General features: G+C 69.2%; 16 protein-coding genes. 1 reads left to right on the top strand and 15 read right to left on the bottom strand.

All coding sequences use genetic code 11. The features are described 5' to 3' along the window. Positions 1-51: 51 nt before the first annotated feature. Genes hisH through dnaE form a run of 6 tightly spaced genes read right to left on the bottom strand, consistent with a single transcriptional unit; the run spans position 52 to position 7,728 of the window. The gene (gene hisH, locus KDB89_RS06645; protein ID WP_219084047.1) at positions 52-663 is read right to left on the bottom strand and encodes an imidazole glycerol phosphate synthase subunit HisH; all 612 of its coding nucleotides are present in this window, start codon (positions 661-663) and stop codon (positions 52-54) included. Then, the gene (gene hisB, locus KDB89_RS06640) at positions 660-1,268 is read right to left on the bottom strand and encodes an imidazoleglycerol-phosphate dehydratase HisB (RefSeq protein ID WP_219084046.1); all 609 of its coding nucleotides are present in this window, start codon (positions 1,266-1,268) and stop codon (positions 660-662) included. The genes hisH and hisB overlap by 4 nt, the downstream gene beginning before the upstream one ends. Beyond that, positions 1,265-2,359: a histidinol-phosphate transaminase gene (locus tag KDB89_RS06635; RefSeq protein WP_219084045.1), complete on the bottom strand. Its 1,095-nt coding sequence runs from the start codon at positions 2,357-2,359 to the stop codon at positions 1,265-1,267. Before KDB89_RS06635 ends, hisB begins: the two co-directional genes overlap by 4 nt. Further along, complete coding sequence (gene hisD / locus KDB89_RS06630) at positions 2,356-3,657, bottom strand: histidinol dehydrogenase (RefSeq protein WP_219084044.1); 1,302 nt, start codon at positions 3,655-3,657, stop codon at positions 2,356-2,358. The genes KDB89_RS06635 and hisD overlap by 4 nt, the downstream gene beginning before the upstream one ends. A 4-nt stretch (positions 3,658-3,661) precedes the next feature. Next, the gene (locus KDB89_RS06625; protein WP_219084043.1) at positions 3,662-4,237 is read right to left on the bottom strand and encodes a hypothetical protein; all 576 of its coding nucleotides are present in this window, start codon (positions 4,235-4,237) and stop codon (positions 3,662-3,664) included. Beyond that, positions 4,234-7,728, bottom strand: a complete 3,495-nt coding sequence (gene dnaE / locus KDB89_RS06620) for a DNA polymerase III subunit alpha (protein ID WP_439654883.1) — start codon at positions 7,726-7,728, stop codon at positions 4,234-4,236. The genes KDB89_RS06625 and dnaE overlap by 4 nt, the downstream gene beginning before the upstream one ends. A gap of 242 nt (positions 7,729-7,970) precedes the next feature. Between dnaE and KDB89_RS06615 the strand changes: the two genes are divergently transcribed. Continuing rightward, entirely contained in the window at positions 7,971-9,176 is a 1,206-nt protein-coding gene (locus KDB89_RS06615; protein ID WP_219084041.1) for an HNH endonuclease signature motif containing protein, read from the top strand. A 167-nt stretch (positions 9,177-9,343) separates the two neighbouring features. On the opposite strand, the gene KDB89_RS06610 is transcribed toward KDB89_RS06615, so the two are convergent. From KDB89_RS06610 to gltB, 9 genes are all read right to left on the bottom strand, one after another. Next, entirely contained in the window at positions 9,344-10,174 is an 831-nt protein-coding gene (locus KDB89_RS06610; RefSeq protein WP_219084040.1) for a formate/nitrite transporter family protein, read from the bottom strand. Positions 10,175-10,281: 107 nt separating this feature from the next. Continuing rightward, positions 10,282-11,775, bottom strand: coding sequence for a beta-N-acetylhexosaminidase (locus KDB89_RS06605; RefSeq protein ID WP_219084039.1), 1,494 nt, complete (start codon positions 11,773-11,775; stop codon positions 10,282-10,284). A 19-nt stretch (positions 11,776-11,794) separates the two neighbouring features. Beyond that, positions 11,795-12,625 carry a carbohydrate ABC transporter permease gene (locus tag KDB89_RS06600; RefSeq protein ID WP_219084038.1) on the bottom strand — a complete coding sequence of 277 codons (831 nt, stop codon included), beginning with the start codon at positions 12,623-12,625 and terminating at the stop codon, positions 11,795-11,797. A 1-nt stretch (position 12,626) separates the two neighbouring features. Then, the gene (locus KDB89_RS06595; RefSeq protein WP_219084037.1) at positions 12,627-13,565 is read right to left on the bottom strand and encodes a carbohydrate ABC transporter permease; all 939 of its coding nucleotides are present in this window, start codon (positions 13,563-13,565) and stop codon (positions 12,627-12,629) included. Between the two features lie 94 nt (positions 13,566-13,659). Continuing rightward, on the bottom strand, positions 13,660-14,955 hold the full coding sequence (locus tag KDB89_RS06590; protein WP_219084036.1) for an extracellular solute-binding protein: 1,296 nt from the start codon (positions 14,953-14,955) through the stop codon (positions 13,660-13,662). Positions 14,956-15,032: 77 nt separating this feature from the next. Beyond that, a complete protein-coding gene (locus KDB89_RS06585; protein WP_219084035.1) occupies positions 15,033-16,166 on the bottom strand; it encodes an ROK family transcriptional regulator in 1,134 nt (377 codons plus the stop codon). A 91-nt stretch (positions 16,167-16,257) separates the two neighbouring features. Continuing rightward, on the bottom strand, positions 16,258-16,731 hold the full coding sequence (rpiB, locus tag KDB89_RS06580) for a ribose 5-phosphate isomerase B (protein ID WP_219084034.1): 474 nt from the start codon (positions 16,729-16,731) through the stop codon (positions 16,258-16,260). A gap of 104 nt (positions 16,732-16,835) precedes the next feature. Beyond that, on the bottom strand, positions 16,836-18,302 hold the full coding sequence (locus tag KDB89_RS06575; protein ID WP_219084033.1) for a glutamate synthase subunit beta: 1,467 nt from the start codon (positions 18,300-18,302) through the stop codon (positions 16,836-16,838). Continuing rightward, entirely contained in the window at positions 18,295-22,824 is a 4,530-nt protein-coding gene (gene gltB, locus KDB89_RS06570; protein WP_219084032.1) for a glutamate synthase large subunit, read from the bottom strand. The genes KDB89_RS06575 and gltB overlap by 8 nt, the downstream gene beginning before the upstream one ends. Positions 22,825-22,990 lie beyond the last annotated feature (166 nt).

Raw genomic sequence — 22,990 nt, 5'->3', positions numbered from 1 at the left:
CTAGCGGACGCCGCCCCTGATTCCGCCCGCTCGCGGGCGGGGCGGGATGCCTCAGAGCTGGCCGAGCCAGTTGGAGATCAGCCTCGCCCCGGCGGCCCCGGACTTCTCCGGGTGGAACTGCGTCGACGACACGGGTCCGCTCTCCAGAGCGGCCACGAAGACGGCGTCCTCGTGCCTGGCGGTCGTCACGAGCCCAGCGCCTGCGACGGGAGCTGCCGCATAGCTGTGCACGAAGTAGAAACGGCTGCGTTCGACGCCGGCGAACAGGCGCGAGCCGTCGGGGACCTCCACGGTGTTCCAGCCCATGTGCGGAAGCCGCCTGGCCGCCAGATGCGACACGGTGCCCGGGTGTATCCCGAGGCCGGCGACGCTCGTGCCGTGCTCGGTTCCCTGTTCGAACAACACCTGGTGTCCGACGCAGATGCCGAGCAGCGGCCGCCCGGACGCGACCCAGTCGCGGATCAGCTCGACTCCGGCTGCCTGGCTGAGCCCCGTCATGCAGGTCGCGAAGGCCCCGACGCCCGGTACGACGAGTCCGTCGCAGCCGGCCAGCTCGTCGAGGTCGCCGGTGAGGACGACGTCGGCCCCGGCGTTGGCGAACGCCCGACGGGCCGAGTGGAGGTTGCCGGAGCCGTAGTCGAAGAGCCCGACTCGGGGACTCACAGCGCTCCCTTGGTGCTGGGCACCCCGGACTGGCGGGGGTCGGGTTCGACGGCCTCGCGCAGCGCCCTGGCGAGGGCCTTGAACTCGGCCTCGACGATGTGGTGCGGGTCGCGGCCGGCGAGCAGCCGCAGGTGCAGGCAGAGGCCGGCGTTCAGGGCCAGCGCCTCGAACACGTGGTAGGTCATCGAGCCGGCGTAGGGCACGCCGCTGCCGCCGATGCGGGCGTAGACCTGGCCGTCGGGCTCCCCTGCGCAGGTCACGTAGGGGCGGCCGGCGACGTCGACCACGACGTCGGCGATGGCCTCGTCCAGCGGGATCACGGCGTGCCCGTAGCGACGGATGCCGGACTTGTCGCCGAGCGCCTCCTTCAGGGCCCGTCCGAGGCAGATGGCGACGTCCTCGACGGTGTGGTGGCCGTCGATGTGCAGGTCCCCGGTCGCGGCGACCTCGATGTCGATGAGCGAGTGCTTCGCCAGCGCCGTGAGCATGTGGTCGTAGAAGCCGACGCCGGTCGAGATGGTGGATGCTCCCGTACCGTCGAGGTCGATGGAGACGGTGATCTCGGACTCGCTCGTGGCTCGGGTGACGGTGGCGGTGCGGCTCATGGCCTGCTCCCTTCGCGGGTGGGGTCGAGGTCCTCGAGCGCGTGCTTGAGGAGGTTCATCTCCTGGGGGGTGCCTGCGGAGACCCTCAGGAACCCGTCTGGTCCGGTCTCGCGGATGAGGATGCCGCGATCGAGGAGGTCCTGCCACACGCGGTGGCGGTCCGGGAACCGGCCGATGAGCGTGAAGTTGGCCTCCGAGTCGACGACGTCGTAGCCGTGCTCGCGGGCCCACGCCTCGAAGGAGCGGGCCTCGGCGGCCAGCGATCGGACCTGCGCGAGCAGCTCGTCGGCGTGGGCCAGCGCGACGCGGGCGACGGCCTGCGTCTGGGCGCTGAGGTGGTAGGGCAGCCTGACGATGCGGCAGGCGTCGACGATCGCGGGGTGTGCAGCCAGGTAGCCGACGCGGCCGCCCGCCAGCGCGAATGCCTTGCTCATGGTGCGCGACACGACGAGGCGGGGGTGGTCGGCCAGCAGCTCGAGCGCGCTCGGGCGGGCAGAGAACTCCTGGTAGGCCTCGTCCGCCACGACGATGGCCTCGGTGCCCTCCAGCACGGCCTCGAACACCTCCAGGCCCACCGACGTGCCGGTCGGGTTGTTCGGCGTCGTGATCAGCACGATGGTCGGCTCGTGCCGGCGCACCGCGTCGAGGACGAGCTCCGCCGTGAGCGTGAAGTCCGGGTTGCGCGGCTCGGTCACGTAGCCCGTGAACGTGTTGCGCGCGTACTCCGGGTACATGGAGTACGTGGGGGTGAACGTCAGGACCGAGCGGCCGGGGCCGCCGAAGGCGGTGAGCAGGTGGCTCATGACCTCGTTGGACCCGTTGGCCGCCCAGATGTGGTCCGCGGTCAGGCCGTGGCCGAGGTACGCGGCCAGGTCCGTGCGCAGGCCGAGCGCCTCGCGGTCCGGGTACCGGTTCAGGCCCCCGGCGGCGCGCACGACCGCCGCCGCCATGTCCTGCCGGATCAGCGGCGACGGGGGGTACGGGTTCTCGTTGACGTTCAGGACGACGGGCACGTCGAGCTGCGGGGCGCCGTAGGGCTCCTCGCCCACCAGGTCCTCGCGCAGCGGCAGGTCGCTCAGCGAGAAGCTCACCGCGGCCTCCTGACGGACACGGCGGCCGCGTGGCCGGGGAGGTTCTCCGCCATCGCGAACCTCTCGATGCCGTCGGCCAGCTCCATCAGGCCAGCCTGCGAGTAGTCGATGACGTGGACCGTGCGCATGAACGAGCGCACGTTCAGGCCGGAGCTGTGGCAGGCGCAGCCCGCGGTGGGCAGCACGTGCGTGGAGCCGGCCGAGTAGTCGCCGAGCGACACCGGCGAGTAGCCGCCGACGAAGATCGCCCCCGCGTTGCGGATGCGCGCGGCGACCGCGGGGGCGTCGGCCGTCTGGATCTCGAGGTGCTCGGCGGCGTAGGCGTCGGCGACCGCGACGGCCTGGTCGAGGTCGCGGACGAGCACGACGGCGGACTGCCGGCCGGTCAGCGCGGTGCTGATGCGTTCCTCGTGCAGCTGGCCGGCGACCTGCCGCTCGACCTCGGCGACCACCTTCTCGGCCAGCGCGGTCGAGTCGGTGATCAGGACGGAGGCCGCCATGGGGTCGTGCTCCGCCTGCGAGATGAGGTCGGCGGCGACGAACGCCGGGTCCGCGGTGTCATCCGCGACGACGGCGATCTCGGTCGGACCGGCCTCGGAGTCGATGCCGACCAGGCCGCGCACGAGACGCTTGGCCGCCACGACGTAGATGTTGCCGGGGCCCGTGATGAGCGAGACGGGATCGCAGAGGCCCTGGACGCCATGCGCGAACATGGCGATGGCCTGGGCGCCGCCGACGGCATAGACCTCCTCGACGCCGAGCAGTGCGCAGACGGCGAGGATGCTGGGGTGCGGCAGCCCGCCGAACTCGCGCTGCGGGGGCGAGGCGACCGCGATGGAGGTGACGCCGGCGACCTGGGCGGGCACGACGTTCATGATCACGCTGGAGGCCAGCGGGGCGAGGCCACCCGGCACGTAGAGGCCGACGCGCTCGACGGGGATGTTGCGGAGCCCGACGCTGGCGCCATCGGCGAGCACTGCGGGCTCGGGGTCAGGGTCGAGCTCGAGCGCTCCGGCCACCGCGCGGCGGCGGCGGATCGACTCGAGGAACGCCTCCTTCAGCTGCGGGTCGAGGTCGTCGGCGGCCTTCCGGAGGTCGGCGGCTCCGACCCTCAGCGACGGCGGGACGACGTGGTCGAACTTCTCTGAGTACTCCAGCAGGGCCTCGGCTCCCCGAGCCGCGACGTCCGCGACGATGGGATGCACGACGGCGACCGCGGCCTCCACGTCGAAACTACCGCGCGGCAGGAGGGTCCGGTAGGCACCGTCGACGCCTGTCAGGTCAAGAGTTCTCAGCACGCGGTCAGTCTAGTGCGACCGTCGCCTCGTCCTGATCGCCGGCGGCCTCAGGCCAGAACGCGGACAGGAGCATGATGGGGATGATCGCAGCGAACGGGGCGATCAGCAGCGCGGACATCGACCGGAGGGTCAGGTCCACCTCCACCACATCCCCGGCTCCCGCCGAGGCGAGCCGCTCCACGAAATCGTGCGGACCGACGCTGACCCCGAAGCGCCACGCCATCACCGACGCGGCGATGGCCGCAACGAGGGTGGCGACGATGACCCACCAACCGCGACGGTGCAGCATCAGCCAGCCGAGGACACCGACGAGCAGGCCCAGCAGGGCCGTGATGAACGTGAACGTGGCATCCGCCGCGACGATCTCCGCCTGGCCGCGCTCCGAGATGGACGCGGACAGATCCTCCAGCACGGTGTAACTGGCCCGGGGCGTCACGGCGGACCACAGGAGTCCCGCCGCGGCGCCGAGCACCACGGAGCCGGCGATGTAGACGATGAGCCGCCACAGCGTCCGGTCCCACAGGAGCGCCAGCTGCCCGGGGTTGCGGGGGGCGGTGACGATCTCCTCTGTGCCTGTCACGAGCTCTCCCTCCCGACGCCGACACACGATGGGCCGAGCACGGCCTTGAGGTCGGCGAACAGCGCAGAGGTGAGCTCGACGCGGAAGCCGTCGCCGAGCCGGAACGTCTTGATCTGTTCCCCCGTCCGGAGATTGAGGTGGACCTCGGCCGCGCCGGGGTACTGCGCGAGGATCGACTTGAGCCTGCCGACCACGCCCGGCGTGCAGCGCACGGCGGGCAGGGTCAACGCGAGCGGCCCGACGTTGCCCTCAGCGCTGACATGCGGGGCGATGACGTTCTGCGCTCGCATGCGTCCCCTGTCCTCGCCGGACTCGACGACGCCGTCGACGGCCACGATGGTGTCCGGCGCGAGGTGCATCGCGACCTGGTCGTAGACCCGTGGGAACACCGTGACCTCGATCGAGTTGCCGAGATCCTCGAGAACCACCTGCGCCCAGATGTTGCCGGCCTTGTTCACGCGACGGTTGACCGAGGTGATCAGTCCGCACAGCTTGGTGTTGCCGCGGTAGCCGTCCTCGGCGACGGCGGAGGCGATGGATCGGTCGCTGTTGGCCTGCAGCACGTGTTCGAGCCCGTTGAGCGGATGGTCGGAGACGTACAGGCCGAGCATCTCCCGCTCGAACGCCAGCTTGGTGCGGCGGTCCCACTCGTCGACGTCCGGGACGGCCTCGTGCAGCGGGCTGGCCTCGTCGGCGCCCGCCCCGTCGTCGAAGCCGAAGTCGAAGCCGTCCTGGCCGTTCTCGGCGTTCTTCTTGAGGTCGATGATCGAGTCCACCGCTGCCTCGAAGATCCCCATCAGGGACCGGCGCGTGTGGCCGAGCTCGTCGAAGGCGCCCGCCTTGACCAGCGACTCCACGACGCGCTTGTTGCACATCAGCAGCGGAGCCTTGTCCAGGAAGTCGTAGAAGTCCTTCGCGGGGCCGAGCTTCGTGCGCTCCTCGACCCAGGCCGTCACCACCTTGTCGCCCACGTTGCGCACCGCACCCATGCCGAAGCGGATGTGTTCACCCACCGGGGTGAAGGCCACCTCCGAGGAGTTCACGTCCGGAGGAAGCACCTCGATGCCCATGTGACGGCACTCGGCCAGGTAGAGGGCCGACTTGTCCTTGTCGTCGCGGACCGACTGCAGCAGCGCCGCCATGTACTCGACGGGGTAGTTGGCCTTGAGCCAGGCCGTCCAGTAGGACACGAGCCCGTAGGCGGCCGAGTGGGCCTTGTTGAAGGCGTAGTCGGAGAACGGCAGCAGGATGTCCCACAGCGTCTTGATGGCGTCCTTGGAGTAGCCGCGCTCGATCATGCCGGCCGAGAAGGTCTCGTACTGCTTGTCCAGCTCGGACTTCTTCTTCTTGCCCATCGCGCGGCGGAGCATGTCCGCGCCGCCGAGCGTGTAGCCGGCGAGCTTCTGTGCGATGGCCATGACCTGCTCCTGGTACACGATCAGGCCGTAGGTCTCGCCCAGGATCGACTCCAGCGGCTCGGCAAGCTCCGGGTGGATCGGCTCCACGGGCTCGCGCCCCGTCTTGCGCCGGGCGTACTTGTTGTGCGAGTCGGCGCCCATCGGGCCCGGCCGGTAGAGCGCGCCGACGGCGGAGATGTCGTCGAAGCAGTCGGGCTGCATCGAGCGCAGCAGCGCCCGCATGGGGCCGCCGTCGAGCTGGAACACGCCGAGAGTGTCGCCCCGCTGGAGCAGGGTGAACGTCTTCTCGTCGTCGAGCGCGAGGCTCTCGAGCTCCACCTCGGTGCCACGGTTCAGCTCGATGTTGTGCAGCGCGTCGGCCAGCACCGTGAGGTTGCGCAGGCCCAGGAAGTCCATCTTGATCAGGCCGAGGGACTCGCAGCCCGGGTAGTCGAACTGCGTGATGATCGCGCCGTCGGCCTCGCGCTTCATGAGCGGCACGACGTCGGCGATGGGGGCCCGGCTCATGATGACGCCGGCGGCGTGCACGCCCCACTGGCGCTTCAGGCCCTCGATGCCGCGGGCTGTGTCGACCACCGTGCGCACGTCGGCGTTGGACTGGTAGAGCTCGCGGAACTCGGCGCCCTCGGCGTAGCGCTTGTGTTCCTCGTTGAAGAGGTCGCCGAGCGGGACACCCTTGCCCATCACGTCCGGGGGCATGGCCTTGGTGATCTGCTCACCGATGGCGAAGGGCATGTCGAGCACGCGGGCGGCGTCCTTGACGGCGGCCTTCGCCTTGATGGAGCCGTATGTGATGATCTGCGCGACGTACTCGCTGCCGTACTTCTCGGTGACGTAGGTGATGACCTCGCCGCGGCGGCGGTCGTCGAAGTCGATGTCGAAGTCGGGCATCGAGACGCGCTCGGGGTTGAGGAAGCGCTCGAAGAGCAGGCCGTGCTCGAGCGGGTCGAGGTCGGTGATGCGCATGGCGTACGCGCACATCGAGCCAGCTCCGGAGCCTCGGCCGGGGCCGACGCGGACCCCGTTGTGCTTGGCCCAGTTGATGAAGTCCGCGACGACGAGGAAGTAGCCGGAGAAGCCCATCTGGACGATGATCCCGGTCTCGAACTCGGCACGGTCGAGGACCTCCCGGGGGATGCCGTTCGGGTAGCGGAAGTGCAGTCCCCGGTCGACCTCCTTCCGGAACCAGGACTCCTCGGTCTCCCCCTCGGGGACATCGAAGCGCGGCATGTACGTGCCGATGCCCTCGTCGAAGCTCGTCTCGACGCGCTCGGCGATCGCCAGGGTATTGTCGCAGGCCTCGGGGAACTCGCGGAAGAGGTGCCGCATCTCCTCGGGGCTCTTGAGGTAGTAGCCGTTGCCGTCGAAGCGGAACCGGTCCGCCTGCGCCTTGCGGGAGCCGGCGGAGACGCACAGCAGGGTGTCGTGCGAGTCGGCGTCGTCGGCGTGCACGTAGTGGAGGTCGTTGGTGGCGACCAGCGGCAGGCTCAGGTCCCTGGCGACCTGCAGCAGGCCCTGACGCACCCGGGTCTCGATCTCGAGGCCGTGGTCCATCAGCTCGACGTAGAAGTTGCCCTCGCCGAAGATGTCGCGGAACTCGGCGGCGGCGGCCACGGCGTTGTCGTACTGGCCGAGCCGGAGGAACGTCTGGACCTCGCCGGACGGGCAGCCGGTGGTGGCGATCAGCCCCTTGCCATAGGTGTTGAGGAGCTCCCGGTCGGCGCGAGGCTTGTAGAAGAAGCCCTCCAGGGACGAGTACGTCGACAGCTTGAAAAGGTTGTGCATGCCGACCTTGTCGGCCGCCCACATCGTCATGTGGGTGTAGGCGCCCTTGGAGGCGACGTCGTCGCCCGTGCCGTCGCCGAACTGGACCCGCTTTCGCTCGGAGCGGTGCGTGCGGGGCGTCAGGTACGCCTCGAGCCCGATGATGGGCTTCACATCGAAGGCCTTGGACGCCTTGTAGAACTCGTAGGCCCCGTACAGGTTGCCGTGGTCGGTGATCGCCAGCGCCGGCATCTTCATCTGCTCGGCTCCGCTGAAGAGGTCCTTGACCCTGGCCGCACCGTCCAGCATGGAGAACTCGGTGTGGCAGTGCAGGTGGACGAACGAATCCGACAACGAGTCCTCCTAGAGATGCGCGCTCCGGCCCCACCTTACCCGTCCCGCCGCGACGGCCGGACACCCGGCCGGGCACCCTTCACGATCGAGCCAACCACCTGGTGCCGAGTCGGCCTGCCGCTAAGCGGGCCGGACTTTGAACGGTTTTCGGGGGTGGGAACCCTCGTCCTTGGATTCGTACGGGTGTATGATTAGACATGGATTCGTTGAGGGACGCCGGAGCGGACGCATGGGAGGTCGCCTCCCGCCGCGCGGGCGTCATCGCGGGCCAGGCCGCCCAACTCAACGCCGATCTGGTGGATCTGATGGTCGAGGTGCTGGAAACCAACTGCTGGTCCGGCGGCGGGATCAAGTCCCCTGAGCACTGGCTGCAACTGATGACAGCCGTCTCCCCCTCCCGCGCCGCCGACATCGTGGCCGTCGCTCGCCGGAAGGGCGACTTCCCCGAGTTGGAGGCCCGCCTCGCGCGGGGGACCGTGAGTCTGGATCAGATGGTCGTCGTCGCCCGCCATGTGCCGGCCGCCTATGCCGAATCGGTCACCGAGTTCGTGGAGGCCGCGACGGTGTCGCAGTTGCGCCGCGTGTTGCCGAAGTACCTGTTCGAGCCCGGCACCCCGGGACCGGTCGAGGATCCTCCCGAGCCCGTGGCGCCGGTCGACGACGCACCCAGACTGCAGATGAGCCTCCAGGAGGGGCGGTTCGTGTTGCGGTTCGACGCGAACCCGCTGGACGGGGCGCTGGTGGAGCAGGCCATCCGTGAAGCCAAGGACGCGCTGTTCACCGCTGGGGACCCGGACGCGACGCTGGCGGACGGGCTGGTGGAGTGCGCGTCGCGCAGCCTGCATCAGGCCCGGCCGGCGTCCCGCCGGGAGCATTACCGGGTGCTGGTGCATCTGGATGCCGACGGGAACGGGTGGATCAACAAACGTGGCTCGTTGCCGTCACGGCTGATGAAGAAGCTGACCTGCGACGGCACGCTGAAGCCTGTCTGGACCCGGGATGCGAAGCCGGTCTCGGTGGGCCGGAGTATGCGGATCGTGCCGGAGCGGACCAGGCGGTTGATCGAGGATCGTGACGGTGGCTGCCGGTTCCCGGGCTGCACCGTCGCCGGGTTCCTGGAGAACCACCACCTGCATCACTGGTCCGAGGGTGGTCCCACGGACATGGACACGTTGATCTCGTTGTGTTCCAGGCATCACCGGGAACACCACCAGGGAGAGTTCACCATCGCCGGTGATCCCGGTGCCCCGGCCGGGCTGCGGTTCACGAACCGCCACGGGCTGCCCATCGAACGCGACATCCCCGACCAGATACCCCCGCCGACTCATCCGCCGCCCGAGAAGCAGCCGATCCGCGGCTGGATCATGGACACCACCTCCATCAACTTCCGCCCCACCGGCTGAACCACCGACCGGAGACTCCCCCATCCGTCGGATCCGAACCCGGCCACACCCTCGACTGTCATGAGCCTGCCGGGTTCTACGAGAATCTGGGGTGTATATGGGTCCGACGCCCCGGGGCGATGGGGACCTCACCCCACACGCCTGGGTCCCCGGCCCGCGCCCGGGCCTCAGTCGGTGGTGCGTCCCCGCCGGGGGTCGTTGAGGAAGGCGTAGTAGAAGCCGATCAGGACCCCGCCGCCGACGAAGTTGCCGAGCAGCGCCACTGCGACGTTCAGCGCCGCCGCGCCCCACGCGACCTCGCCCTGGAGCCCGACCACCAGGAACAGCACCGTGTTGGCGACGGAGTGCTCGAGCCCGAGGAAGACGAAGAGGAAGACCGCGGACAGCATGGAGATGATGATCGCGAGGTAGTCCTTGAGATAGCCGTTGTAGACCACCAGCATCGCGATGTTGATCAGCAGGTTGCAGAGCACGGCGCGGAAGAAGAGGTCGCTCAGGCCGAGCATGGAGGTGGTGTAGCCCAGCTTGACGTCGACCGCGTGCTGCATGGCCTCGAGCAGGCCACCCGTGATGATCGTGCTGCCCTTCAGCATGAGAGCAAGGGCCAGGCCGCCCAGCGCGTTGCCGAGCAGGCACAGCGACAGGATGCCGAACTGGCGGGCCGGCGTGATGCGCCGATGGTAGACGGCCACCGAGGTCAGCATCATGTTGGAGGTCAGCAGCTCCGACTTCGTCAGGTAGATGAACACCAGGGCCCAGCCGAAGACCGCGGCACCGAGGATCTTGCCGACGCCGGAGAGGTCGACTCCACCGAGGTCGGTGAACGTCGCGACGATCTGGTAGTGCGCAACGTACAGGATCCCGATCAGCAGGCCCGCCATGGCCGCGCGCATCAGGTAGGGGCCCTTGATCCGCCTGGACATGGTGTCCTTGGTCTCGGCGGCGTCGAGCACGGTCTGGATGAAGACCTGCCCGGGGAAGAGTCTGGTGTCGCTCATGCGGTGGGGATCCCTGGTCGGTGGCGTCATTCGGGGGTCCGAAGCAGCATCGATCATAACGAGAGACCCCGCCGGGCCCGGGGCCGGGGTCGGCGGTCGCCGGTGGGTCAGCGCCAGTCCACCCCTGGCGCCCTGTGGAACCCGATGCCCTGGGCCTCCCACAGCGGGGCGATGCCCGCGAGACGGGCGGAGAAGGACTCCCAGGTGCGCCAGTCGTGACCCCCGGGTGCGGGCGACCAGCCGATCTCGGCCGCAGAGGCGATGCGCGGGAACATCATGTGGTCGAGCTCGGCCAGGCTGGTGAGCTTCTCGGTCCAGGTCGGCGCCTCGACGCCGAGCACGGCGTCCTCGCCGATCCCGTCGATCAGCGTCGCCGGGTCCCAGTCGTAGGACTGCTCGACGCTGACGTAGCCGGCCCACGTCAGGCCGAGAGGCTCGTCCTCGTCGTACTTCATGTCGAGGTAGATCGCGTCTGCCGGTGACAGGATGACACCGCCACCCCGCTCGGGGAACGAGCGCGCCTTCGCGGCGACCTGCTCGTCGTTGGACCGGAGCCCCCAGAACTGCCCGACCGTCCCGCGGGCCAGCCCTTCGGCCGCGCCCGCCTCGTGCCAGACCACCGGCGTCTTGCCGAGGCCCGCCACCAGCGTGGTGACGCGCTCCATGAAGTACGCGAAGTCCGCCGGGTCGGTGCCGAGGCACTCGTCTCCGCCGACGTGCACCAGCGGGCCCGGGGTCAGCGCGGCCACCTCCCCGAGCACGTCAGCGAGGAAGTCGTAGGTCGGCTCATGGTGGATGCGCAGCTGCGAGAAGCCGACGGGGATGGAGGTGCAGGGTTCGCCCTTGACGGGCACGTCGCCGCCGAAGGCCTCGACCGTGTCGCGCATCTCCTGCGTGAGGACGGGCTCCTCGACCAGGTCCGGGTAGGCGACGCCGACGGCGTGCGTGTGCCCGGGCAGGTCGATCTCCGGCACGACGATCATGTCGTAGGAGGCCGCGTGGGCGATGATGCGGGCGTAGTCGGCCTGCGTGAAGTGGCCGCCGGGATCCCCGAAGGCCGAGGTGCCGGACGCCTTCGCGGTCAGCTCGGGCCGCGAGGCGATCTCGAGCCGCCAGCCCTGGTCGTCGCTGAGGTGCAGGTGCAGCGCGTTGAGCTTCAGCCGGGCGGCGCGGTCGATGAGGGTCTCGACCGTGGCGACGTCAAAGAAGTGCCGCACCACGTCGATCATGAAGCCGCGGTAGGCGAACCGGGGCGCGTCGTGGATGTCGAGGGCCGGGATCTCCCAGCCGTCTCCGGACCGGCGGACGGCCTGGACGAGCGTCCAGATGCCGTACCGCAGGCCGGCGCGGTCGGCGCCGGTCAGGGTGACCCGGTGCTCGGTGACCGTCAGATGATAGGACCCCGGCCTCCCCTCCCCCGCAATCCGGAGCCGGATCTCGCCGTGACCGCCGACGTGCGGGCGCGCTCCGGTGACGGTGTGCAGCTCGTCGGCGAGCAGGTCGGCCAGCTCCCCGCTGACCGGAGTGGTCGCGGCGAGCCGGAACGCGCCGTCGGCGAGCTCGATGTGGGTCGGTGCGGGGATGAGGGGAAGGTGCTGCATCTCGGTCCTTGGTTGTTGCTCAGCCCTTGACGGCGCCGGAGGTCATGGACGACGTCATCCGGCCCTGGACGATCAGGAAGAAGATCACCACGGGCAGGGCCATCAGCGTCGAGCCTGCCATGACGACCGACCAGTCGGTCGCCTTGGTGGCCTGGAGGAAGGACCGCAGCCAGATCGGGAGGGTCTGGCTCTCCTCCCGGGTCATGATGACCAGCGCGAAGACGAACTCGTTCCAGGCCTGGATGAAGGCGAAGATGCCCGTGGACACCAGGCCGGGGGCGAGCAGCGGGAACGTGATCCGCCAGAAGGCGCCGGCCTTGGAACAGCCGTCGATCTGGGCTGCCTCCTCGAGGTCTGCGGGGACTCCCTGGACGAAACCGCGCAGGGTCCAGATCGTGAACGGCAGGACCATGGCGATGTAGACGGCCGACAGGCCGAGCACCGTGTTGACCAGGTGCCAGCCGTCGAGCAGCCGGAACATGGAGATGATGAGGGCCTCGGCCGGCACCATCTGGATGACGAGCACGGCGACGATCAGCGACTTGCGTGAGCGGAAGGTGAACCTCGACAGCGCCAGCGCCGCCATGAAGGCGAACACCAGCGCGGTGACGAGCGTCAGGCCGGTCACTGCCAGCGACATCCACATGGCCGGGATGAAGCCGTCGCCGAGGGCGGTGGCGTAGTTGGCGAAGTTCAGCGACTCGGGCAGGAACGACGGCGTGGTCGACTTGATCTTGGCGCCGGGCAGCATCGAGGTGTTGACCATCCAGTAGACGGGGAACACCGAGCACACGAACACGATGACGGCTGCGACGTTCAGCAGGGACCTGGAAAGCAGTGAGCCTTTCATGTCAGTCCTCGTTCCTCAGGGTCAGGCGGATGTAGTAGGCCGAGATCGCCAGCAGGATCGCGACAAGGATGACGGAGATGGCGCCGCCGGTGCCGAGTCGGCCGGAGGCCATCGACTCGGTGTAGATGTAGACGCCGATGGTGTTGGTCTGCTCCCGGATGCCGCCGATGGTCTGCAGCGCGTAGATCTGCGCGAACACGCGCAGGTCCCAGATGATCTGCAGGATCAGGACGACGATCACGATGGAGCGGATGTAGGGGAAGGTGACGTTGACGAAGCGCCGCCAGCCATTCGCCCCGTCGAGCGATGCGGCCTCGAGCACCTCGGACGGCACCTGCGTCAGGCCGGCGTAGAGGCTGAGTGCCACGAACGGGATGGCGCCCCAGATGATGATGATGGCCGCGACGCCGAAGAAGCTGAGCGGGTCGATCAGCCACGAGTGACCGAACCAGTTGTCTCCCGTGAGCTTGGTCATCAGCCAGTTGACGAGTCCATACGACGTGTCGAAGATCCACCCCCACACGATGGTGGCGGTCAGCGCGGGCATCGCCCACGCGAGAAGCAGCCCGACGGACACGACGGTGCGCATGACCTTGCCGAGCTTGGTCATCATGACGGCGATGGCCATGCCCAGCACCATCGTGGCCACGACACAGACCGCGGCGAGCGCCACGCTGCGCCCGAGCACGGCCCAGAAGGTCGGATCGGTCAGGACCTTGGTGTAGTTGCCCAGCGCGATGAACTCGGGGTCGGCGCCGAAGATCTGGGCGCGTCCGTACTCCTGGAAGCTCATCACGATCATCTGGACGACGGGCCAGCCGATGAAGATGGCCAGCATGATGAACGCCGGGGCCAGGAGCAGCATCGGGGTCAGCTGCGGACGTCGGCTTCGTGGCGTGTCCACCTCGGTGGTGGCGAGGGCATCACTGGTCGCGAGCATTCCGGTGAGCCTTTCTGCAGTGGGTGGGTCGTGGGGATGACGCGGGGCCCGGAGGGACGAGCCTCTCCGGGCCCCGCGTCGGGTTCTGATGGGATCAGGCGTTGAGGATCGACTCGATCTTGGTGTCCAGCTCCGCGGCCAGCGTGGCGGCGTCGCCGCCGTTTGCGACCTGGACGAAGAAGTCCTGCAGGAGGCCCTGTGCCTCGACCTCGGCCCAGTTCGGGCTGGCGGGGGTCAGCTTCGCGGAGGCAGCGGCCTCGGCGATGATGGAGGCGAGCTCAGGCGTCGCACCGGCGACCTTGGAGCCGAGGCTGGTCTTCGCAGGAACCAGACCGTTCTCAGCGAGGATGGTCTGGTACTCGTCGCTCAGCATGATCTCCAGCGCGGCCTTGGACAGGTCGACGTTGGCGGACTTGGCCGAGATGCCGATGTTGGAGCCACCGGCGAAGACGGAGGCGGCGCCGCCGTCCTTGCCCGGGAGGGCGAAGTAGCCGAGCGAGTCGGTCACGTCGGTGTCGTTGCCGTCCTCGTCAGCGACGATGGACCAGTAGGCCCAGCTCGGCGCGGACAGGGTGGCGGACTTCGAGGTGCGCAGCGGGACCCACGCGTCGGTCTCGTCGCCGTCCTTGGGGGCGGTGGTGCCCTCGGTCATCAGGGTCTGGACCTGGGCGATGCCGGCCAGGGACTCGGCGCTGGAGAACTGGGCGTCCCACGAGCCGTCGTCGTTCTGCACGGCGATCTGGCCGCCGTTCTCCCAGATGAACGGGAGCGCGTTGTACCAGTCCTTACCCGGGAACCAGACACCCGCGACGTCGTCGAGCTTCTCGTTGATGGTCACGGCGTTGGAGACGTACTCGTCGAGCGTGGTCGGGACCTCGACGCCGGCTTCCTTGTACTGCTCGGTGTTGTAGAACACCACGCGCGCACCGGAGTAGTACGGCGCCGCGAAGAGCTTGCCGTCGTACGAGCCGGCCTCGACGAAGCCGGGCAGCAGGTCGTCACCGCCGAGGGCGTCCTTGATGTCGCTCAGGTCGAGCAGCGCACCGGCCGAGGTGAAGGCGGCGGCCTGGGTGTTGCCCATCTCCACGATGTCGGGGCTGTCGTTGCTGGACAGCGAGGTGGTGAGCTTGTCGACGAGGCCGGTCCACTGCTGGACCTCGATGGTCAGGGTCGATCCCGGGTTCTGCTCCTCGAAGGTCTTCTTGAGGTAGTCCCGCGCGTCCTGCGGCGTGTCGGTGTCACCGACGAGCCAGACGCGGATGTCGCCGGTGGCGGCGCCAGAGGATGCGGTGGCGTCCGAGGTGGACTCCGCGGTGGTGTTGGCTCCGCATGCGCTGAGCGCGAGAGCGGAAGCCCCGACGAGGGCAACGGCCGAAAGCTTGAGCTTCATTGCCTGACTCCATTTTCCTAGGTGGTGTGTAACTTCGTTGGTTGTTTCCCTGGAGGGTGCTGCCGTGGCAGCTGAGGTCAGAAGACCCCGAGCTGCGAAGAGAGGACCTGGACGGCGGCACCGCGCAGCACGATGTCGTCGCCTTCCCCCGCCATCCGCACCGTGACCCCGTGGAAGCGGGTCAGGATGCGAGACTCCAGGGTCTCGGTCGCGGCCTCGCGGAGTTCGCCGTCAAGCAGCTCCGAGGGGCCGGAGAGGAGGACCTCCGAGATGTCCAGTACGCCGACGACCGGAGCAAGGGCGATACCGAGCCGTTCCCCTGCAACACGCAGCGCGTCCTGGTGACCGGTCGACAGGCGGGCAGTGAGTGCGGGCTCGGAGAGCCACGCCTCGAGGCAGCCGAGCTTGCCGCAGCCGCACAGGGGACCGCCGTCGGTGCCGACGGTGACGTGACCGAGTTCGCCGCCGGCGAGATGCGCGCCGTCCAGCACGCGGCCGGAGACCAGCAGTCCGGAACCGACGCCGCGGCCGACGCGGATGAGGAGAACGTCCTCGGCTGCGTCCGCGAACGTGAACTCGCCGAGCACGGCAGCGTTCGCGTCGTTGGTGACGATGACGGGGGCACCGGTCGCATGGCGCAACTCCCCGGCCAGGTCGACCGACTCCCAGCCGAGGTTGGAGGCCTTGAGGACGACGCCGTCGTGGTTGACGATGCCGGGCGCGCCGACGCCGACGCCGAGCACCCGGGCGGGCGCCCGCGCGACCATGTCGGCGGCCAGGTCGACGATGACGCCGAGGGCATCGCCCAGATCCTGGGGGATCGGCACCGCACAGTGCTCGACGACGACGCCGTGCAGGTTGAGCCGCGCGGCCCGGAAGTGCTCGTTGCCCGACAGGTCGATCGCCACGAGACACAGGTGATCGTCGTCGATGTCGATGAGGGTGGCAGGCTTGCCGGGTCGGACGTCACCGCTGACGCCCATTTCCCTGACCAGCTGCTCGACGAGCAGGTCGGCGACCAGCGCCGAGATCGTGACACGGGTCAGGCCGGTGGCCCTCGCCAGGTCCGCGCGGCTCATCGGTGCCTCGTGGAAGAGGGTCGAGAGGACAAGGGAGCGGTTGTAGCGCCTCGCATCCTCGGGGAGCACCTTGTGTTGCCCGAGACGGATGGCGAAGGGGCGCTCTCCCCTGCTCGTCGCTGCCTGGCTCATGTTTGTTAGTTAACCATATGTACTAACGCGAGCCAACCTGAACCACCCGTCGTTACGCAACTGTTATGACAGCGGCGCGGGCGTCAGTCCGTCACGCCAGAGGGTCCACCTGGTCGGCGATCTCGACGCCCTCGTCGAGCGCGTTCAGCTGGTTCACGCGCCGCTGGTGGCGGCCCCCCTCGAACTCGGTGACGAGCCACTCGCGGGTGATCATCTTTGCCATCTCGTCGCCGACGACCCGGGCCCCGAAGGCCAGCACGTTCGAGTCGTTGTGCTGACGCGACAGCGCCGCGGAGTAGGGCTCGGAGCACACGACGCAGCGCACGCCGGGCACCTTGTTGGCGGCGATGGAGATCCCGATGCCCGTGCCGCAGATCGCGATGCCGCGGTCGACCTTCCCGGACGCGACCGCATCGCCCACGGCCCGGCCGTAGACCGGGTAGTCGGCCCGGCTCGGGTCGTTCGTGCCGAGGTCGACGACCTCGTGGCCCATGCCCCGTACGAACTCCGCGATGTTCTCCCGCAGTTCCATGGCCGTGTGGTCGCTGGCGATCGCCACCCTCATGCTTCGTCTCCTTCGTCGATGGATCCCGCCCAGTCTAGGGCGCGCGGCCGGAACGCGGACGGCCACTCCCCCTGCGGGGAGTGGCCGTCACCGTTGCTCGGCGTTCAGGCGAGGAGCTGGCGCACCTCGGGCCCGATGGGCCGCGGCAGCTTGGAGGTGCCGGACAGGAACGTGTCGACGCCGGCCGCGCAGCTGCGCCCCTCGGCGATGGCCCACACGATGAGCGACTGGCCGCGCCCCGCGTCGCCGCACGCGAACACGCCGTCCACGTTGGTCGCGTAGGCGTCGTCGCGCACGATGTTGCCGCGGCCGTCGAGCTCGAGCCCGAGCTCCTCGACCAGGCCGGCCTTCTCCGGTCCGACGAAGCCCATCGCGAGCAGCACGAGCTGCGCCGGGATGTGCTTCTCGGTGCCCTTCACCTCGACGAAGCGGCCGGCCTCGAAGCGCACTTCGACGATGTCGAGTCCCGCGACGTTGCCGTCCTCGTCGCCCACGAAGCGCTGGGTGTTGACCGCGTAGACCCGGTCGCCGCCCTCCTCGTGGGCGGAGGTGACCTTGAAGGTCATCGGGTAGGTGGGCCAGGGCTGGTGGCCGGGGCGCGCCTCGGGCGGCATCGGCATGATCTCCAGCTGCGTGATGGACGCGGCGCCCTGGCGGATCGACGTGCCCAGGCAGTCGGCGCCGGTGTCGCCACCGCCGATGATGACGACGTCCTTGCCGGCGGCGGTGATCTGGTCGGGGACCTCCTGGCCGACCGCGACGCGGTTGGCCTGGGGCAGGAACTCCATCGCCTGGTGGATGCCGTTCAGCTCGCGGCCGGGGGCGGGCAGGTCGCGGGCGACGGTGGAGCCGACGGCCAGCACGACCGCCTCGTACTGCTCGCGCAGTTCCGCGCCCGTGATGTCGACGCCGACGTTGACGCCGGTCTTGAACTGGGTGCCCTCGAGGATCATCTGCTTGAGGCGCCGGTCCAGGACGGACTTCTCCATCTTGAACTCGGGGATGCCGTAGCGCAGGAGGCCGCCGATGGCGTCCGCCCGCTCGTAGACGACGACCGTGTGGCCGCGCCGCGTCAGCTGCTGCGCGGCGGCGAGCCCGGCGGGGCCGGATCCAATGACCGCGACGGTCTTGGCCGTGTGCCACGGCGGCTGCTGCGGGGTGACGCGCAGGTCGTCCCACGCCTTGTCGATGATGGCGACCTCGACGTTCTTGATCGTGACGGGGTCGCGGTTGATGCCGACGACGCAGCTCGTCTCGCAGGGCGCGGGGCACAGCCGCCCGGTGAACTCCGGGAAGTTGTTGGTGGCGTGCAGCCGCTCGAGCGCGGACTGCCACTCGTCGCGCCACACCAGGTCGTTCCACTCGGGGATCAGGTTCCCGAGCGGGCAGCCGTTGTGACAGAACGGGATGCCGCAGTCCATGCACCGGCCGGCCTGCTCGGTGATGATCGGCAGGAGGGCACGCCCGGGTGTCCCGGGGTAGACCTCCTTCCAGTCGTGGATGCGCTCCCCCACCGGCCGACGCGCGGCCAGCTGCCGCGGCGTCGTCATGAAACCCTTGGGATCAGCCATGAGCGGCCTCCATCATCAGCTTGGTGGTCTCGGTCTCGGCGAGCCCGTCGGCCATCGCCATCTCGCGCACGGCCATCAGCCGTGCGAAGTCGCGGGGCAGCACCTTGGTGAAGCGCAGCCCCAGTTCGGCGTCGCTCAGCTGGAGCAGCGCGTCGGCGACCAGCGAGCCGGTCTCCGCGCGGTGCTCCGTCATGAGCTCGCGGACGCGGGCGAGGTCACCCTCGTTCAGGTCGACGGGGTCGACCAGTTCGGAGTTCAGCCGCAGCGGGTTCAGGTCGAGGACCCAGGCGACGCCGCCGGACATGCCGGCCGCGAAGTTCCGCCCGGTCGGGCCGAGCACGAGAACCTCGCCGCCCGTCATGTACTCACAGCCGTGGTCGCCGACGCCCTCGACGACCGCAGTCGCGCCGGAGTTGCGGACGCAGAAGCGCTCGCCCACGAGGCCGCGCAGGAAGAGCTGACCCGACGTCGCGCCGTAGCCGATGACGTTGCCCGCGACGATCTGCGTCGCGGGGTCGAAGTGCACGTCATCCTGCGGGGTGACGACGAGCCGGCCGCCGGAGAGGCCCTTGCCGAAGTAGTCGTTCGAGTCGCCGACCAGCCGCAGCGTCACGCCGCGGGGCAGGAACGCGCCGAAGCTCTGGCCGCCGGTGCCCTTCAGGGTGAACTCGATGGTGCCGTCGGGCAGTCCCTTGCCGTCGGTGGCCTTGGTCACCTCATGCCCGAGCATGGTGCCGACCGTGCGGTCGACGTTGCGGACCCCGAGGCTCTGGCGAACCCGCTCACCGCGGGCCAGCGCGGGCTCGGCCAGCCGGATCAGTTCGACGTCGAGCTTGGTGTCGAGACCGTGGTCCTGGCCCTGGATGCAGTGCAGCGCATTGCCGTGCACGTCGTCGACCTTCGTCAGGATCGGCGTGAGGTCGAGGCCCTGCGTCTTCCAGTGCCCGACGGCCTCGGCGATGTCGAGGACGTCGACGCGGCCGACGGCCTCCTCCAGCGTGCGGAAGCCGAGCTGGGCGAGCAGCTCGCGCACCTCCTCGGCGATGAACATGAAGAAGTTGACGACGTGGTCGGGGTCGCCGTGGAACTTGCCGCGGAGCTCGGGGTTCTGCGTCGCGACGCCGACCGGGCAGGTGTCCTTGTGGCAGACGCGCATCATGACGCAGCCGGACACCACCAGCGGGGCGGTGGCGAAGCCGAACTCCTCCGCGCCCAGCAGGGCGGCGACGATGACGTCGCGGCCGGTCTTGAGCTGTCCGTCGCACTGGACGACGATGCGGTCGCGCAGGCCGTTGAGCAGCAGGGTCTGCTGCGTCTCGGCCAGGCCGAGCTCCCAGGGTGCGCCCGCGTGCTTGACGGAGGTCAGCGGGGCCGCGCCGGTGCCACCGTCGTGCCCGGAGATGAGCACGACGTCGGCCTTGGCCTTGCTGACGCCCGTCGCGACGGTGCCGACGCCGACCTCGGACACCAGCTTGACATGCACGCGTGCGACGGGGTTGGCGCACTTCAGGTCGTGGATCAGCTGCTTGAGATCCTCGATCGAGTAGATGTCGTGGTGCGGCGGCGGCGAGATGAGGCCGACGCCCGGCGTCGAGTGCCGCGTCTTCGCCACCCAGGGGTAGACCTTCGGGCCGGGCAGCTGGCCGCCCTCGCCGGGCTTGGCACCCTGCGCCATCTTGATCTGGATGTCGTCGGCATACGTCAGGTACTCCGACGTCACGCCGAAGCGGCCGGAGGCGACCTGCTTGATCGCCGAGCGGCGCGCCGGGTCGTGCAGGCGCTCGGGATCCTCGCCGCCCTCGCCCGTGTTCGACTTGCCGCCGATGCGGTTCATCGCGACGGCCAGGGTCTGGTGGGCCTCCATCGAGATGGAGCCGTAGCTCATCGCGCCGGTGGAGAACCGCTTGACGATCTCGCTGGCAGGCTCGACCTCGTCGATGCTGATGGGCTCCCGCTCGGAGAACTTCAGCATGGAGCGGAGCGTCATGATCCGCGAGCTGTTGTCGTTGACGAGCGCCGAGTAGCGCTTGAAGGCCTGGTAGTCGCCGGTCTGCGTCGAGTGCTGCAGCCGAAACACCGTCTCGGGGTCGAACAAGTGCGGCTCGCCCTCGCGGCGCCACTGGTATTCGCCGCCCACGGGCAGCGTGCGGTGCGCCAGCGGGATGCCGTCGCCCGGGTAGGCCAGCTTGTGGCGCGCCTTGATCTCCTTGGCCAGCTCGGCGATGCCCAGTCCGCCGAGGCGCGACGTGGTGCCGGTGAAGTACTGGTCGACGACCTCCTGGCTCAGCCCGATGCACTCGAAGATCTGCGAGCCGGTGTAGGAGGCGACGGTGCTGATGCCCATCTTGCTCATCACCTTCAGCACGCCCTTGCTGAGCGCCTTGGCGACGTTGGCGATCGCCTTCTCCGGGGTCACGTTGACGTACATCTCGCGGCGGGCGAGGTCCTCGGCGGACTCGAACACCAGGTACGGGTTGACCGCGGCGGCCCCGTAGCCGAGCAGCAGCGCGACGTGGTGCACCTCGCGCACGTCGCCGGCCTCGACGACCAGGCCCACCTGCGTGCGCGTCTTCTGCCGCACGAGGTGATGGTGGATCGCGGCGGTGAGCAGCAGCGAAGGGATGGGAGCCAGGTCGGCGTTGGAGTGCCGGTCGGACAGCACGATCGCGCGGGCGCCGCCGCGGATGGCCGACGAGACCTCCTCGCACAGCTCGTCGATGCGGGCCTGCAGGGCCCGGCCTCCGCCGGCGACCTTGTAGACGCCCTTGATGACGTGCGCATTGAAGCCGGGCAGCTCGCCCTCGCGGTTCATCCGCACGATCTTGGCCAGCTGCTCGGAGTCGAGGATCGGGCTGGTCATGGTGATCTGGCGGGCCGCGTCGGGGGTCGGCTCGAGCAGGTTCCGCTCGGGGCCGATCTTGGTGGTCAGGCTCGTGACGAGCTGCTCACGGATCGCGTCGAGCGGCGGGTTGGTCACCTGCGCGAACAGCTGCTTGAAGTAGTCGAAGATCAGCCGCGGGCGGGAGCTCAGCACCGCGATGGGGGTGTCGGTGCCCATCGACCCGATGGCCTCCGCCCCCTGACTCGCCATGGGAGCGACGAGCTGGCGCAGCTCCTCGTGCGTGTACCCGAACACCTGCTGGCGCCGGATGACGGAGCTGTGCGAGTGGACGATGTGCGCGCGGGTCGGCAGCTTGTCGAGCTCGATCTTCTGCTCGGCGACCCACCTGCGGTAGGGGTGCTGCGAGGCGAGCGCGCCCTTGACGTCCTCGTCGGAGAGGACGCGGTGACGCTCCAGGTCGAGCAGGAGCATGCGGCCGGGCTGCAGGCGGCCCTTGCGGACGATGTCCTTCGACTCGATCGGCAGCACGCCCGCCTCGGAGGCGAACACGACGAGACCGTCGACGGTCTCCCAGTAGCGGCCGGGACGCAGACCGTTGCGGTCCAGCGTGGCGCCGATGATGGACCCGTCGGTGAACGTCATGCAGGCCGGGCCGTCCCAGGGCTCCATGATCATCGAGTGGTACTCGTAGAACGCGCGGCGCTCCGGGTCCATCTCCGCGTGGCCCTCCCACGCCTCGGGGATCATCATCAGCACGGCGTGCGGCAGCGAGCGGCCGCCGAGGTGCAGGAGCTCGAGCACCTCGTCGAAGGACGCGGAGTCGGAGCCCTCGGGGGTGCAGATCGGGAACAGGGCGTCGACGCCGCCGGGGAACTTCTCGGAGGTGAGGAGGGCCTCGCGGGCACGCATCCAGTTGCGGTTGCCGCGCACGGTGTTGATCTCGCCGTTGTGGGCGATCATGCGGTACGGGTGCGCCAGCTCCCAGGCCGGGAAGGTGTTGGTCGAGAAGCGCGAGTGGACCAGCGCAAGGGCCGACGCCATGCGCTCGTCGTGGAGTTCGGGGAAGACCTCCTCCAGCTGGGCGGTGGTCAGCATGCCCTTGTAGACGAGCGTGCGGGCGGACAGCGAGGAGAAGTAGACGCCCGCCTCGTGCTGGGCGCGGCGCCGGAGCACGAACGCGAAGCGGTCCAACTCGATGCCGGACTGGCCGTCGCGGCCGGCGACGATCAGGTGCTCGAAGTGCGGCATGGCGCCGACCGAGATGGGCGACAGCGTGCCGGTCTCGACGGGGACGTCCCGCCAGCCGAGCACGTCGAGCTCGACCTCCTCGGCGATGGCCTCGATCCGGCGGCGCGCCTCGGCGCGCTCGGCCTCGTCGACGGGCATGAACGCCATGCCGACGGCGTACTCGCCGAGGTCGGGGAGCTTGACTCCCGCGACGTCGCGGAGGAACTTGTGGGGGACTTGGATCAGGATGCCCGCGCCGTCGCCGGCCGCCTCGTCCGCGCCGGTGGCGCCGCGGTGGTCAAGGTTACGAAGGGCCTCGAGGCCCTTCGACACGATGTCGTGGGTCGGCACCCCATCGAGGCGTGCCACGAAGGCGACGCCGCAGGCGTCATGCTCGTACGCCGGGTCATAGAGACCCACCTTGGCCCGCTGGGGAAAAACACTGTGGGACATGGGCGGGTCCTCCTCGAGGGTCGGTGGGCACGCGTCCGCTCACGCGGCAGCGTGCAAACATTACGGCCAGCAGTTCTGCACGACAATCCAGTCTCACCGAGCGGGCGGCCGGTTTGCCAGGTTGTAACGAACCCGCAACAACTGATCCCCCGGGCCGGCCGGGACA

Source organism: Tessaracoccus palaemonis (genome assembly GCF_019316905.1).
Lineage (GTDB): Bacteria > Actinomycetota > Actinomycetes > Propionibacteriales > Propionibacteriaceae > Arachnia > Arachnia palaemonis.
The sequence above is the reverse complement of the archived record's forward strand: the minus strand, read 5'-3'. Positions and strand labels throughout refer to the sequence as shown.